The 14357-nt window shown below is 36.6% G+C and carries 14 protein-coding genes and 2 riboswitches; of the genes, 4 read left to right on the top strand and 10 right to left on the bottom strand.

The annotated features are described in order from the left end of the window. Positions 1-42 precede the first annotated feature (42 nt). Positions 43-645 (top strand): DUF7010 family protein, encoded by a 603-nt coding sequence (locus ACMZ42_RS05680; protein WP_370075103.1) that lies wholly within the window; start codon positions 43-45, stop codon positions 643-645. A gap of 44 nt (positions 646-689) precedes the next feature. Here the strand turns inward: ACMZ42_RS05680 and ACMZ42_RS05685 are convergent, their stop codons facing one another. The 3 genes from ACMZ42_RS05685 to ACMZ42_RS05695 all read right to left on the bottom strand — a co-directional run bounded on the left by ACMZ42_RS05685 (position 690) and on the right by ACMZ42_RS05695 (position 2922). Then, positions 690-860 (bottom strand): hypothetical protein, encoded by a 171-nt coding sequence (locus ACMZ42_RS05685; RefSeq protein WP_415730873.1) that lies wholly within the window; start codon positions 858-860, stop codon positions 690-692. Further along, positions 853-1410: a hypothetical protein gene (locus ACMZ42_RS05690; RefSeq protein WP_415730874.1), complete on the bottom strand. Its 558-nt coding sequence runs from the start codon at positions 1408-1410 to the stop codon at positions 853-855. Before ACMZ42_RS05690 ends, ACMZ42_RS05685 begins: the two co-directional genes overlap by 8 nt. Positions 1411-1566: 156 nt before the next feature. Next, positions 1567-2922, bottom strand: a complete 1356-nt coding sequence (locus ACMZ42_RS05695; protein WP_415730941.1) for a YjiH family protein — start codon at positions 2920-2922, stop codon at positions 1567-1569. Between the two features lie 760 nt (positions 2923-3682). Between ACMZ42_RS05695 and ACMZ42_RS05700 the strand changes: the two genes are divergently transcribed. Further along, positions 3683-4087, top strand: a complete 405-nt coding sequence (locus ACMZ42_RS05700) for a hypothetical protein (RefSeq protein ID WP_402868004.1) — start codon at positions 3683-3685, stop codon at positions 4085-4087. Between the two features lie 146 nt (positions 4088-4233). Here ACMZ42_RS05700 and glnA read toward each other — a convergent pair whose 3' ends face one another. The 3 genes from glnA to ACMZ42_RS05715 all read right to left on the bottom strand — a co-directional run bounded on the left by glnA (position 4234) and on the right by ACMZ42_RS05715 (position 7525). Further along, positions 4234-5568: a type I glutamate--ammonia ligase gene (glnA, locus tag ACMZ42_RS05705; RefSeq protein ID WP_370075106.1), complete on the bottom strand. Its 1335-nt coding sequence runs from the start codon at positions 5566-5568 to the stop codon at positions 4234-4236. An 83-nt stretch (positions 5569-5651) separates the two neighbouring features. Beyond that, positions 5652-6026: a MerR family transcriptional regulator gene (locus ACMZ42_RS05710; protein ID WP_370042727.1), complete on the bottom strand. Its 375-nt coding sequence runs from the start codon at positions 6024-6026 to the stop codon at positions 5652-5654. 248 nt (positions 6027-6274) lie between these two features. Continuing rightward, the gene (locus tag ACMZ42_RS05715; protein ID WP_415730875.1) at positions 6275-7525 is read right to left on the bottom strand and encodes an aminotransferase class I/II-fold pyridoxal phosphate-dependent enzyme; all 1251 of its coding nucleotides are present in this window, start codon (positions 7523-7525) and stop codon (positions 6275-6277) included. A gap of 277 nt (positions 7526-7802) precedes the next feature. On the opposite strand from ACMZ42_RS05715, the gene ACMZ42_RS05720 reads away from it, so the two are divergent. Continuing rightward, positions 7803-8408: a trimeric intracellular cation channel family protein gene (locus ACMZ42_RS05720; RefSeq protein ID WP_370075108.1), complete on the top strand. Its 606-nt coding sequence runs from the start codon at positions 7803-7805 to the stop codon at positions 8406-8408. Positions 8409-8515: 107 nt separating this feature from the next. Here the strand turns inward: ACMZ42_RS05720 and cobT are convergent, their stop codons facing one another. Together cobT and ACMZ42_RS05730 are read right to left on the bottom strand one after the other, a co-directional pair. Beyond that, a complete protein-coding gene (gene cobT, locus ACMZ42_RS05725) occupies positions 8516-9571 on the bottom strand; it encodes a nicotinate-nucleotide--dimethylbenzimidazole phosphoribosyltransferase (protein ID WP_415730876.1) in 1056 nt (351 codons plus the stop codon). Positions 9572-9684: 113 nt separating this feature from the next. Continuing rightward, a riboswitch (cobalamin riboswitch) is annotated at positions 9685-9862 on the bottom strand. 268 nt (positions 9863-10130) lie between these two features. Further along, on the bottom strand, positions 10131-10895 hold the full coding sequence (locus ACMZ42_RS05730) for a YheC/YheD family protein (RefSeq protein ID WP_370075110.1): 765 nt from the start codon (positions 10893-10895) through the stop codon (positions 10131-10133). Positions 10896-11549: 654 nt separating this feature from the next. Then, a riboswitch (purine riboswitch) is annotated at positions 11550-11648 on the top strand. Between the two features lie 65 nt (positions 11649-11713). Here ACMZ42_RS05730 and add point away from each other — a divergent pair. Beyond that, positions 11714-12706, top strand: coding sequence for an adenosine deaminase (gene add, locus ACMZ42_RS05735; RefSeq protein ID WP_370075111.1), 993 nt, complete (start codon positions 11714-11716; stop codon positions 12704-12706). 207 nt (positions 12707-12913) lie between these two features. Here add and ACMZ42_RS05740 read toward each other — a convergent pair whose 3' ends face one another. Next, positions 12914-13786 (bottom strand): DMT family transporter, encoded by an 873-nt coding sequence (locus ACMZ42_RS05740; protein ID WP_402868008.1) that lies wholly within the window; start codon positions 13784-13786, stop codon positions 12914-12916. 262 nt (positions 13787-14048) lie between these two features. Continuing rightward, positions 14049-14351 (bottom strand): rhodanese-like domain-containing protein, encoded by a 303-nt coding sequence (locus tag ACMZ42_RS05745; protein WP_415730877.1) that lies wholly within the window; start codon positions 14349-14351, stop codon positions 14049-14051. Between the last annotated feature and the right edge of the window lie 6 nt (positions 14352-14357).

Below are 14357 nucleotides of genomic sequence, written 5' to 3' on the forward strand. Positions count from 1 at the left end.
ATACTATGAGAATTTATATTACTTTAAGAAGGAGACAATAATATGAGGATACCATTTGTACCTAATAATGTTATGGTTCATAGGGATAGGTTCGATTTTATACAGCAATATCGCGGCGGTGGTTTTATGCTCATAGCTGGTTCTATATATTGGCTGTTGGCATTTGCATTAACTTACGTTCTTGATGAAACTTTATTAACCAAGGTTTACATATGGGGTGGTTTATTAGTCCCGATAATAGGAAGCCTATTTTATAAATTGTTGAAAATGAAAGCAAATCCAAGCCAGTATACATCATTGGTCGGATTTGCTTCAGCGATAACTGTTTGTTGTTTTCCAGTACTGTTATTAGTTAATCAATTAGATTCGACAAAGATATTGCCAATCCTTTGCATTATTAACGCCACACATTTAATCATTCTTTGTTGGGTTCATCTAGAGTATCTATATTTCATTATGGTGATGGTGGGTGTGTGCCTCAGTATGGCGTTCATCTATTCCATCCCAAGTGTATACGTACACTTTATTTGTTTGATATGGGGGTTAATCTCCCTAATATTTGGAGTAATCATTCATATTAATTCAAAAATACCTCTCAAAGGCTATGATTATCAAATTATAGATGAAAAAGTGTATGGTATATAAAAAGTATGAGCATTTGACTTAACAAGTAGGAGAAGGCCTTATTGCTAGATGTTTTTGTCAAATACCATTAAAAAGTATCGCCTAATTTTATATAATTTGTAACACCAAATAAAAAGCATTGGGAAATCAATAGCCAATGCTTTTTCGATGTTTTTAAGTTTATTGAGTAAAATCACATCTTGAAGTAAAGGTCTTGGCATTTTTATATTATCCATGTTCATCCTCTTGCGTTGTGTAGTCAATAGAATTGGCTATGTCAACTAAAACTTCAGGTGTTACCTTATTTGAAACCCTTTTATCAATCCACAGCATATATTGCCAATCTTCTCTTTTAAATGCAAGTACATTGAAACCTGAAATTTCCATATAATTTGAAGTCGTTCCGTTTTTCAACTTGTATGTCTTTACTATATTTTCTTTTTTAGATGGATACTTAAACTGAATAGGTCGAACCGTTATTTTATAATGATGCTCAGGAAGTTGATGATTAATAAATGTCGCTTCAAAAAAATCGTTCATGTCACCATCAAGATCATTAAACCGACCAAAATGATGTGTAAAACTAATAGAAGGTACTCGAAGTGGTAGCTTTAGCCCTTGATGATAGTGCCGTTCAAAATCGGAGGCAGCTGCTTCAACCGTTTTATAGCCTATTTCAGGATAAATTTCTTCATAAGGACTGAGCGAATCATTGATATAGGCATCACTTGGTTGAGAAAATAATAAATAACAGGAACTTAAGCAGAGAGAAAAAATTCTGTCCATTTTATCACCTCAGTATCACTTTAAGTGTAGTTTTTCCCAACTCAATGAAATTATGTGTCAAGTTGTATTCTATTCAATTTATTCTTTTAACACGCATTTAGATAAAGAAAAAAGCAATTGTTCGCGTTAGTAAATTCGAACAATTGCCTTTTTAGTCTAAAAGAGTATATGTGCAACTAATGCTGCGATTGGTAGTGAAATAATCGTACGTATTAAGAAAATTACAATTAGATCTAAAAATTTAAGTGGAATCTTTGTACCTAAAATAAGTCCACCGACTTCAGACATATAAATAAGCTGTGTCACAGAAACGACAGCAATTACAAATCGAGTAGAGTCAGCCTCAATTCCTGCCCCTAAAATTGAAGGTAGGAACATGTCAGCAAAGCCAACAACCATCGTTTGTGCTGCCTCAGCTGCTTCTGGTAAACCAAGTACTGTTAAAATAGGTTCAAACGGCTTTCCTAAAAATGCAAAAATATTAGTGAATTCAGCAAGCATTAGAGCAACCGTACCAAATGCCATAACAATCGGTGCTACACCAACCCATAAATCCAAGACATTTCTAGTTCCATCTTTCAAAAATTGGCGTGGGTCACGATTGGCGTGCGCAACGGCTAAAGCATTTTCTAAGCCATGAGACACAGAATTATAGCCTTCTGGTAATTCCTCACGTGATGGATCTACTGGTGTACCGTCGATATAAGTATCTTCTTTGTTAGAAAGTGGGAAAATTCGTGGCATTACTATCGCTAATACAAGACCACAAAGGACAACCGTTAAGTAATATGGAATAAAATAGCGTGACAAATGCACTGTATCTAACACTACGATGCAGAATGTGATGGATACTACCGAAAAGCTCGTTGCAATAATGGCAGACTCTTTTTTCGTGTAGTTCCCCATTTCATATTGCTTACTCGTCATAAGAACACCAATTGTTCCATCTCCAACCCACGATGTAAGTGCATCAACCGATGAGCGACCAGGGCTTTTAAAGAGAGGACGCATGATTTTTACCATCATCGTTCCGAAAAATTCAAGCAGGCCGAAGTTTGTTAAAAATGGTAATAGAATGCCTGCAAATAAGAAAATCGTGAATAAAAATGTTACTAAACCATCGTCTGGGTTCATTAATAATCCACCAGTATTTTCATTATTAATCGCCGATGGTCCAAAATCAAAGACAACCATTGAGGCAAATACTAAACCAATGACTCTTATAATTGTCCAAAACCAATTTACATAAAATAATGTCTCTAAAATACTAGGCTCTTTTGAATTATTTCGTGGAATAAATTTGGCAATAAGTGAACCAATTGCCGAAATCGCGAATATAATTATAGTAAAATAACTAATAACCGGAGCAACAAAACCTGCTAGTAAATTTGCTAAAATAGCAATTGGAACTTTCCATCCATCTTCCGTTAAGACTGGTGTCATAAATAACAGGACACCAATAAGAGACGGAATTATGAAGAAAAAGTATGTAGAAAAAGGATATTTTTTCATCATTTAAAGCCTCATTTCTCTAGGTTTTTTCGAAGTTTTATACATCAAGCTTGTTAGTTATGTCCTTTTAAACCACCAAGAAATGTATATCTATACTTTAATCAGCGGGAATTTCTTGATTCCTCACTGATCATTAATCTTTACCTCTCAGGCATTTACGAGCCGTTAATCTCCCACCTATATTCTTTACTTTCGCTGAATTTCGATGCGGGATTCTTGTACCTGACACTTCGCTTTTGATACAGATCAATTACTGTCGTTAATGCGAGATAAAGATAGAATACGGATAAAATAAAAAAACATCCCTCTAAAAAGTAATAAAGGAATGCCCAAACATACTTTTTTATAATTAACATCCGCAATGCAAAATCTCTATTCATTAAGTCATAGCTATAAAATATCATAAACCAACAATACATCGGTTAATTCTACAACAAAATGCATTTTTATTCAATCCATAAAAATTTGTTATTGTTATAATTCTCTTCTAATTATCCACACTTCTTCTTAGTATCATTATCTTTCGACAAAGATCAATTAAGCCTTGCATAATTGCATCCGGAGGCTTTAACTTCTCTCAGCAGGTGTCTAAACATCCGCTGAGAGAAGTTAAAGCTTGGTGAAACTCTCCATTAATCATACCTATTTTGATTGCCTAAGAGATTTAACTAGCCCTTAATAGGCATACAAATAGACCATACTGTCTTTCATCTCATATGTTAATTATGAACCACAACTTATCAAAACAGGAGGTTTTACCATGCATAGACGTATGCATCATCATCATCATCACGCAGGTCCACATTGTTGTCCACCGCAGCATTGCCCAACTCAATTTGAACAACCACATTGTTGTCCACCAGAGGAATATGTACGCACTAATTACATCCATACGGTCGTACCTCATGTACAACCAGCACATATTACAACAGTTAACAAACATATAATTGATCATCAATATCATTTCCCTTGCACTGAATGTGTAGTGGAAGAATGTTGCGAAACTCATACACTTTGCGAGATGCCACCTGAGCCTTGCCATATGCCACATCATCATATGGGACATCATCATATGGGGCACCATCACATGGGCCATCATCATATGGGTCATCATATGTGCCATCCTATGGATCATCATATGGGTCATCATCATATGGGCTATTAAAAAATATGCGATGAGGTTAGTAATACCTCATCGCTTCATTTTTTTATAGCATACTCCTATGAAAATACCTATTTCTATCTTTACTATCGATCTCTTAATTTCATAAGAAAAACCGAGCACCTATACTAGGCACTCGGTTAATATTTTTAGTACATTTTTAAATATTGATCGCGTTCCCATTGGTGTACTGTTGTACGATACATGTCAAACTCGATTTCTTTTGCTTCTTTAAAGTTTGCATAAATATGCTCACCTAAAGCTGCTTGAGCTACTTCATCTTTAGCAAGTAATGCTAAAGCATCATCAAGTGCTGGTGGTAAGTTTGCGATACCATTCGCTTTACGCTCTTCATCAGACATCACGTAGATGTTTCGATTAATAGCAGCTGGTGGTGTTAAGTTTCGACGGATCCCTTCAAGACCAGCTTCTAAAATAACAGCCATCGCTAAATACGGATTAGCAGATGGGTCCACAGAGCGTACTTCTACACGAGTTGAAAGACCACGTGCTGATGGGATACGGATAAGTGGTGAACGGTTTTGAGCTGACCATGCTACATAACATGGCGCTTCATAACCTGGTACAAGACGTTTATAAGAGTTAACTGTTGGATTTGTCACAGCTGTGAAGCCTTGAACGTGGCCAAGCACACCTGCCATGAATTGCATTGCTGTTTCAGAAAGGCCTAATTCAGTAGATTCATCGTAGAATGCATTCTCTTTACCTTTAAATAACGAAACATTAAAGTGCATACCAGAACCCGCTTCACCGAATAATGGCTTCGGCATGAATGTAGCATGTAGACCGTGTTTACGTGCAATTGTTTTAACAACTAATTTGAACGTTTGAATATTGTCACAAGCTGTGATTGCGTTTGCATATTTGAAGTCGATTTCATGTTGTCCAGGAGCTACCTCATGGTGAGACGCTTCAATTTCAAAGCCCATTTCTTCTAGCTCTAATACGATATCACGACGGCAGTTTTCGCCAAGATCAGTTGGTGCTAAGTCGAAGTAACCACCGTGGTCGTTCACTTCTAATGTCGGTTCACCTTTTGCATCTAATTTAAATAAGAAGAATTCTGGCTCAGGTCCTAAATTGAAGCTTGAGAATCCCATATCTTCCATTTTCTTAAGGATACGTTTTAAGTTGTTTCGTGGGTCACCAGCAAATGGCTCGCCTTTAGCAGTGTATACATCACAGATGAAACGTGCTACTTTCCCTTTTTCAGAAGTCCAAGGGAACACTACGAAAGAATCTAGATCAGGATATAAATACATATCTGATTCTTCGATACGTACGAAGCCTTCAATGGATGAGCCATCAAACATCATTTTGTTTTCTAGTGCTTTGTCTAGTTGGCTTACAGGAATCTCAACGTTTTTGATTGTGCCAAGAATATCTGTAAATTGTAGACGTATAAAGCTTACGTTTTTTTCTTCGATTAGACGTTTAATGTCCTCTTTAGTGTATTTACCCACAGTTTTCCACACTCCTATAAATTGTCTAGCTTTTTATTATTACCCTACTCTATTAATAAAGAAATGAATGATGTTGCTTTTTATTAATAGAATCGAGATAAATCCCCACGTCGGATGGATGATTTTTGCATGCGCTGCGCTTGACGCACTTCTTCACGCATGATGTGACGTAATTCTGAGTCACTTAAATCACGTTCATCTGTTGAAACAGGTTCATTCTTTTTAGCGAACAGCTTTTTAATTTTCGCCATGTTCATACCCTGATCCAAATAATCTTTAATTTCCAGCAGTGTATCGACGTCATTTAATGAAAACATTCGACGGTTGCCTTCTGTTCGGTGCGGCTCAATTAAATGGTGTTCTTCATAATAACGAATCTGACGTGCCGAAAGCTCTGTCAATTGCATTACGATATTCATAGATAATAACGGCATAGTTCGTCTAATTTCACGACTCATTTAAGTCCCCTCCAATACCTGCTAATAATATAACGAAAAATTTACACTGTCAACCACTCATGTAAGGTTTCCTAACATGAGATAAAATAATTTTTTTGAACTGACGAAAAATTGTAAAAAACTAAGTTTATGATCCTAACGTAGGAGTGATTTCTGCTAATATACGTTTTAACAAAGGTCACCTTCAACTTTTCGTCCATCAATAAAAAAACTATTCAAAATGGAAGTTTTGAATAGTTTTTCGTTACCTATTTTTGGATTTTTTGAACAGCACTACAAATTGCAAATTTTACGTGCTCGTATGTTAACCCACCTTGAATAAATGCTGTAAATGGCGGACGAATAGGACCGTCTGCTGTCAGCTCAATACTTGAACCTTGAATGAATGTTCCAGCTGCCATGATGACATCATCCTCATAGCCAGGCATATACGCCGGTTCTGGTGCATAATGCGCATTAATTGGTGAGTTCGCTTGAATTTCACGGCAAAAAGCAATCATTTGTTCCGCGGTTTGGAAAGAAACCGATTGAATTAAATCTGTACGATTAGCATCATAGCTTGGTGATGTATTCATGCCAATTTCCCCTAGCATAGCAGCTGTGAAAATGGCACCTTTTAACGCTTGAGATACAACATGTGGTGCAAGGAAAAATCCTTGATAGAAGTCACCAAGCGTATTTAATGTTGCTCCTGCTTCAGCACCAATACCTGGTGATGTCATTCGATAAGCACATTTTTCTACTAAATCTGCACGCCCCGCAATGTAACCACCAATTTTCGCTAAGCCTCCGCCAGGATTTTTAATGAGCGAGCCTGCTATTAAATCAGCCCCAACCTCGGTCGGTTCCTGTGCCTCAACAAATTCACCGTAGCAATTATCAACGAAAATAACCGCATTTGGTGCTAATTCACGGATTTTTGCACACATTTCTGTAATTTGCGAAATGGTAAAGGATGGGCGTGTTGCATAGCCTTTCGAACGTTGGATAGCAATCATTTTTGTGTTTGGTGTAATTGCAGCTGCAACACCTTCCCAATCGATCTCTTGATTATCGATTAAATCCACATGGCTATAACCGATTTTATAATCTTTTAACGAGCCAGTATCCTTATCGCCACCATCAACTATTGATTGCAATGTATCATACGGCTGACCCGAAATATAAAGTAATTCATCACCTGGACGTAGTACTCCGAATAAGCTAAGTGTAATTGCATGTGTACCAGAAATAATTTGCGGACGTACAATGGCAGCCTCCGCTCCAAAGACCTCTGCATAAACTCGTTCTAGATTGTCACGCCCCTCATCATCATAGCCATAACCATTAGACGGGTGCAGATGATAATCACTAACTTGATGCTTTCGGAACGCAGCAAGCACTTTTTGTTGATTGAAGAATGCCATGTCTTCTACCTTTGCATGAAAAGGGCGTACCTTTTCTTCTATTTTAGCAGCTAATGCTAGTGTTTCTTCTGATAAATTGGTTGTAAAAGTCATTATGTTCTTCTCCATTTCACATTTGTTCAAATCTTATCTTATCAATTTGTGAGCTTGCCTGCAAAGCTTGCTAATTTCATTAGGCACTAAGTTAAATGACCAACTAAATCTATTTAATTCTGTTATAATAAGGTATTTGATATCTGATAATTCCGAATCAAAAGTCGATGCTTTTCTTTGCAAAAACTTCTAGATACAAAAAAAGGTAACTTTAATATTTTCTAGTAACTAATCTACAACAACATGAAATGATTTATTCACATAAGGGGTGAAAGGGTTGGCTTGGGAGGTTTTTAGTATCATCGGAACAATTGCCTTCGCAATTTCTGGGGCAATAATAGCAATGGAGGAAGAATACGATTTATTCGGTGTATATATACTCGGTATCGTAACTGCTTTCGGCGGTGGAGCTATACGAAATCTACTCATAGGTTTACCTGTAACAACATTGTGGGGGCAAGATATGATGTTTCAAATTGCCATTGCAGCCATTACAATTTTTTTCTTATTTCCACATCGTCTCATTCAGCATTGGCATCGCTGGGGCAATTTCACTGATGCTATCGGATTATCGGCATTTGCGATTCAAGGTGCCCTTTATGCTGTGAAGCTCGACATGCCTATTAGTGCCGTTATTGTAGCTGCTGTCTTAACAGGGTCAGGTGGTGGAATTGTTCGTGATTTATTAGCTAGACGTAAACCGTTAGTTCTTCGTGATGAAATCTATGGTGTTTGGGCAGCGCTAGCCGGGCTTATCATCGGACTTCAACTATTTTCAGGGGATATCTTTTTATATGTATTATTTGGAGTGATCACAGTACTAAGAATACTTTCATACATGAAGAAATGGCGTTTACCGTTACGGAGGTTGAATCGAGCATAGTTATACTGTTGCATAATTAAAAAGCCCAAATATCAGATTTGGGCTTTTTTGAATTTATAAATTCCTTATTTATCACAAACTCCGTGCATCCACAGCAGCGGCTAAAGTTAATTTTTCAACAGCAACATAGCTTCTTCTAAAGTAGCCATATTTTTCATCATAGAGCATGCTGCGTCTAAAATAGGAAAGGCTAAAGCTGCACCAGAGCCCTCACCCAATCGCATATTCATCTGCAACATCGGTTCAACTCCGAGCATTTCAGCAGCAATTTTTGCACCTGGTTCTTCAGAGGCATGAGATGGAATGATATAGTCTTTTACGTTTGGTTCGAGTTCGTATGCGATAAGGGCAGCGATGGTAGAAATAAAACCATCAATAACAACAGGTTTACGATGTGCGGCGGCGGCAAGTATTACTCCAGCCATAGCGCCTATTTCTAATCCACCGACCTTTGCAAGAATATCAATAGCATCATCGCGATTTGGTTTATTTAATGCAATAGCATTGTGAATGACTTCTACTTTATGTGCTATCCCCCCTGGTCCTACTCCTGCACCAAAGCCTGTCACTTCATTTGGATGACATTCGTGAAGAACCGATAATATTGCAGCACTTGGAGTCGTATTACCGATCCCCATTTCGCCTGTCCCGAGTACATTGATTCCTTTTTTAATTTCTTCCGTTGCTACCTCAATTCCTACTTCAATGGATTGAATGGCTTCTTCCCTTGACATAGCAGGACCTTTTGCCATATTGTCCGTGCCATATTTAATTTTTTTCATGATAACACCAGCATCATGTGGAATATCCTCTTTTACACCAACGTCTACTGTAACAATTTTTGCATCTGTGATTTTTGCGATAGCACAGACACCTGTTCCTCCTCTAGGAAAATTTAATGTTTGAAAGACCGTCACATTTTGTGGATTAGGTGTTACCCCTTCATCACAAACACCATGGTCTGCTGCACAGACAATTATCGCCTTTTTATCAATCGCAGGAAATAGGTCTCCTGTAATTCCAGATAGTTGTACAGCAAGAGCCTCCAGTTTCCCCAAGCTTCCAGGAGGCTTGCAAAGTGCATCTATGCGTTCCCTTGCCTTCTCCATCATTTTGTTGTCAGCACTTTGAATGTTTTGAATCGTCTGTTGTAATAATTGCATGAAAATTTCCCCTTTCTTTTTTGCCCTTGTCACTCGAAGAATGATTTAGAGAAAAAAATAAAAAGCCTGTAGTTTATTCCATAACAAATAAACTACAGACTTTTCCATCGTCTATATAACCGAAGCAGATAGGCAGGTCTCCTGGCTCAATTTCAACATTTCATAGAACCTTCCCAGCAAGACGCTAGTGGCATTCTCTATGAAACTCCCTTTTACAGTGGTGGGACCGCTAAAGCTTTTCACTTTATTCCCTATTCTCCCGCAATGGGCACCTAATGCTTTTATGCAATTACTTTAAATCTACGTCAAAGTGGTTTTTGTGTCAATATATTTGATTAAACGGAAAATTGTTCCAGGCATTCCTTCGAAAATTGATTCATATCGCGCCTACCCAACCATAATCCATTTTTTCTAGGTAAATCCCTATTCGTTCACAAGTAACGGATGCAATTAAGTTTCTTCTTTCCTAAAATTATAGTAGGGAAAGTAATTTTTTGATGTAAGTCTATTGAATAGAAATATGCTGATGACTAACATGAAAAATAACTACATTTCAAACTTAGCCTTCATTTTGCATTTTCCTAATCTCAACAATATTCTTCCAGATCGCCCTATCAACTTTGGCAAAACTACGTATGCTTGGCGTTGTATTTACTTCAAATAATATAGGTTTTCCTTCAAGATTTATTCCAAAATCAATGCCATATTCTCTACAAGGAAAGTGGGATGCTATTACTTCAGATGCTAAAATTGAATCTTCTTTTAGAGAGTCTATTGTTTGATCTTTCTTTGTATTATCCATCATCAAATAACCTGATAATAATTCTTCAATCGATATTGCTTGAGAACCCCGATTTGAATTGACAATCCCATGATCCTCAGTTGCAAGCCTTCCGTAAATTCCACCAATTATCCATTTTCCCTTTAGATTTTGAACATGAACACGAATGGATATTGAATCCCCATCAGGGGTTAGACTTTTAACCCCCTCCTGTATAATATAAATTCCGCTTAATCTACCGTGTTTCTCATATGGATGTAGAACTTGGTGGAAATCCTCAATTGCTGCCACACATTTACTTATTTCTTCACCTTGCATGGTAAATCCGTTAAAACAATAGTGTCCATCTTTTCTTTTGCAGACTTTATAAATTGCTCTTCCTTGTCCAGCGCTATTATGTTTCACATAAACATACTCATACCTATTTAATAAATAGATTAGATTTTCTAGACTGTAAAGTGTTGTTTCTGGAATGCAGTCAGTTGTTAAAGGATTTTGTTTTAAAAGTAAGAATTGTTCCCATTTTCCAAGTCCATTTTTCAATAAACTCACCTCATTTAGTTAGATATTTTTATTTCTTTTGTATTAATAGTGTAGTCCTCCCCACTTATGGAGGTTACTGTATTGTATGTAAATAGATTTATCTTGCATGGGTGAGTGAGACTTGGTAACGCGACTAATATCTCCTATTTTTCTGTTAGAGTCATAATAAATTTTCTACACTAGAAAAGTAGCATTATGATTGTTCTCAATGCATCCATTTTATTGATTTCAAAATCATTAGCTTCTAATATATTTGCCCTGCTAATCTTTACTTTTAGTCATATAGACATGTCGAGTATGGGGAGATGGGAGATATTGAAAAAAAGGACGAATTTTTTTAAAAAAATATATTCAGACAAACTTGAATTTTTAATGGAATCCCATAACGGTCTTTCCGCAAAAGTTGTAGAGGAAGTCGGTTTTAAAGGGATTTGGGCGAGTGGTCTATCGATATAAGGATCATTAGGTGTAAGAGATAATAATGAATGTTGGCATTCGGTACTCCGAAATGTAAATCAAAAGAGCCTTTTCCTCTTAATAACAACAAATAACTATTTGAAGAAATGTACTTAAACGAACGAAGCAGTTTTGTTGAAAAAGGTATGGACCATGTTGACAATCCGAAATTTTTCTATTATCATATTGAAAATCACAAATGAATTCAATAATATATTTCGTATAACCCCAATAATATGGTTTGGGGGTCTCTACCAGGAACCGAAATTCCTGATTACGAAGAAAGTACAAAACTTGTATTTTCTTTGTAGTCAGGAATTTTTTTGTATTTTAATCTAAAAATTTATTTCAGGAGGTCAAAAATGAACTTTTTAGCATTGCCCAAAATTGAACTACACTGTCATTTGGATGGAAGCCTTAGGGCTGAAACTATTATCGATATTGCACAGAAGGAAGGCATTCAGTTACCCTCTTTTGATAAGGATGTACTGCAAAAGGAGCTGATTGCTCCGTTAGAATGTGAATCCCTTGACGAATATTTAAAAAGATTTTCTCTTCCTAATTTAGTAATGCAGTCTAAGGAGAACTTAAGAAGAATTACTTTTGAGCTATTTGAGAATGCAACAAGGGAAAATGTGAAATATTTAGAAGTCAGATTTGCCCCGTTACTTCACACATTACAAGGTCTTGGTGTTGAAGAAGTTATTCAAGCTGTTATAGATGGGATGAGAGACGCCGAAAGCTGCTACGAAATAAAGGGAAATATAATCCTGTCTTGCATGAGGACTATGTCTGTAGAAAGCGCATTTGAGGTGGTTGAAAAGGGGAAAAAGTTCCTTGGAAAAGGTGTGGTGGCAATTGACCTATGTGCATCCGAAGAAGAAGGCTTTTGTGAAAAATTCGTAGATCCAATTGCTTTAGCCAAAGAATATGGCTACAGAGTCACTATTCATGCCGGTGAAACAGGAATTGGTAAAAATGTTCTAGAGGCTGTTGAACTGTTGGGTGCTGAAAGAATAGGACACGGAGTATTTATTAAAGATTGTGCCGAGGCATATAAGATTGTGAAAGAAAGACAGGTAGTGCTTGAAATGTGTCCAACTAGTAATGTCCAAACGAAAGCTGTTCATCATTATTCTGAACATCCGATTTATAAGTTTCATAAAGATGGAATAAAAGTGACATTTAATACGGATAACAGAACAGTATCTGATACTACAATGGCAAAAGAAATCCATTTAGTTAACAATGAATTTAATCTAAGCGAAGAAGATTATCGACAAATTTATATAAATAGTGTAGAAGCATCCTTTGCCGACCAAGAAACTAAAGAATGGTGCTTGGCACAATATTAAAGAAAATTAATAAATTATGCAGAATATATTCAAAGTGCTTCTATTACAGAAAAAGATCAAGGTTGCTAACGTCGTGGAACTGAGAAGCTACAACATCAAGCTTTGCTAAGTGGCGAGTAGTTCACTTCTTTATTCTTCATAATTCTATTCCCTATGCTAGAAAAAGCTCCCTAATGCCAAATAGGCTTTTGGGAGCTTTCTGTCCGTTTATTGCTGTGATATCAACTTTGTTTTATCTATTTCACTCAGAAATGTTGCGCCGAGTAAAAGGATAGCGCCTAGTATTTGTAGGGTCGCCATTTTCTCTCCTATAATCATCGTCGAAATTACTAATGATGTCAGTGGATCAATATAGCTTAAAATAGCTATACTTTGCCCTTTTAGATGACGCATTCCCAAAAAGAACAGATAGAAGCCTATTCCAGCATGGACAATGCCCAACGCTATAAGTAAACTAATTGATTTTATATCGATTTTCATTATTTGGAACCCATTAGTCCCAAAAAGGTAAAGAGCAAGGAATAACGCTGCTAAAGCAAGTTGAATAATCGTATTATCGGGCTCTTTTAATCCATGAATATACTTATTGGTGAATGTAACTATTGTATAGAAACAAGCTGCAATAAGCCCATATACAATACCGATATAATGTTCGCTCGTTTCGGTAGTTTGGCTTTGAACGATAAAATACAGACCTACAAGCGCAACACAAACATAAAAAATTTTTCTTAATATTATTTTCTCTTTCAAAACTATAGGTGACAAACAAATCACTAGTACTGGCGCAAAATAGTAGCTTAGAGCTGCATTTGCGATAGTTGTTTCCTTGTACGCTTGGAAAAGGAAAATCCAATTTCCGCATAAGGCAAAGCTCGAAAGTACCAATGGCCATTTATTTTGCAAAATAGTTGTTTTCGTAAACCTTTCTTTTTTTGATAGGAAAATCAAAAGTAAAAAACAAGAGCCAATGAGACTCATCCAAAAGGCTATTTCACTTGAAGGTAACTTAATATATTTTGCAAAAACACCGACAGCTCCAAAAATAATCATTGATAAAATAAAAGATAGTTTCCCGCTCATTTCTAATTCCTACTTTCTACATGTATATAGTCTTTATATACAGTAGAATCTATTGAGAATTAGCAAGCTTTTATTGAATGCCTAAACAGCAGATTCTACTGTAAAGACATTGTTGGGGGTGCTATTGTTCGATACATACTAATCCCTCCTTACATGTTGCAATTATAACACATTTTACCAAACGATAATGAATTGCTTCAATCTTATATCAACTCGAATGTATAAGAAAAACCCTCGCCTAAACGAGGGTTTTAAACGACAATTATTTAAATTCTAACTCTCCATCATAAGCAAGCATGCCGCCTTCAAGGTTTGTTACGTCAAAGCCTTGAGCTTCTAGGTATGCACAAGCATTTGCTGAACGACCGCCTGCCTTACAAACGATAATGTATGGCTTAGAAGCATTTAATTCATTTAAGCGCTCAGGGATTGTCCCAAGAGCAATGTGTTGCGCACCAGGGATCATGCCTTGTGCTACCTCATCATCTTCACGAACATCAATAATGTATAGATCTTCGTTCGCATCTAATAGTTCTAATATTTCTGTTGTATCCATAGTTTTCATCTGTGT

This window comes from Lysinibacillus sp. NPDC056185 (genome assembly GCF_047737915.1).
Lineage (GTDB): Bacteria > Bacillota > Bacilli > Bacillales_A > Planococcaceae > Lysinibacillus.

Excerpts from the sequence above, each read along its gene's own strand:
- ACMZ42_RS05680 (WP_370075103.1), top strand. The coding sequence starts at position 43 with ATGAGGATACCATTTGTACCTAATAATGTTATGGTTCATAGGGATAGG.
- ACMZ42_RS05685 (WP_415730873.1), bottom strand. The coding sequence starts at position 860 with ATGGATAATATAAAAATGCCAAGACCTTTACTTCAAGATGTGATTTTA.
- ACMZ42_RS05690 (WP_415730874.1), bottom strand. The coding sequence starts at position 1,410 with ATGGACAGAATTTTTTCTCTCTGCTTAAGTTCCTGTTATTTATTATTT.
- ACMZ42_RS05695 (WP_415730941.1), bottom strand. The coding sequence starts at position 2,922 with ATGAAAAAATATCCTTTTTCTACATACTTTTTCTTCATAATTCCGTCT.
- ACMZ42_RS05700 (WP_402868004.1), top strand. The coding sequence starts at position 3,683 with ATGCATAGACGTATGCATCATCATCATCATCACGCAGGTCCACATTGT.
- ACMZ42_RS05710 (WP_370042727.1), bottom strand. The coding sequence starts at position 6,026 with ATGAGTCGTGAAATTAGACGAACTATGCCGTTATTATCTATGAATATC.
- ACMZ42_RS05715 (WP_415730875.1), bottom strand. The coding sequence starts at position 7,525 with ATGACTTTTACAACCAATTTATCAGAAGAAACACTAGCATTAGCTGCT.
- cobT (WP_415730876.1), bottom strand. The coding sequence starts at position 9,571 with ATGCAATTATTACAACAGACGATTCAAAACATTCAAAGTGCTGACAAC.
- add (WP_370075111.1), top strand. The coding sequence starts at position 11,714 with ATGAACTTTTTAGCATTGCCCAAAATTGAACTACACTGTCATTTGGAT.
- ACMZ42_RS05740 (WP_402868008.1), bottom strand. The coding sequence starts at position 13,786 with ATGAGCGGGAAACTATCTTTTATTTTATCAATGATTATTTTTGGAGCT.
- ACMZ42_RS05745 (WP_415730877.1), bottom strand. The coding sequence starts at position 14,351 with ATGAAAACTATGGATACAACAGAAATATTAGAACTATTAGATGCGAAC.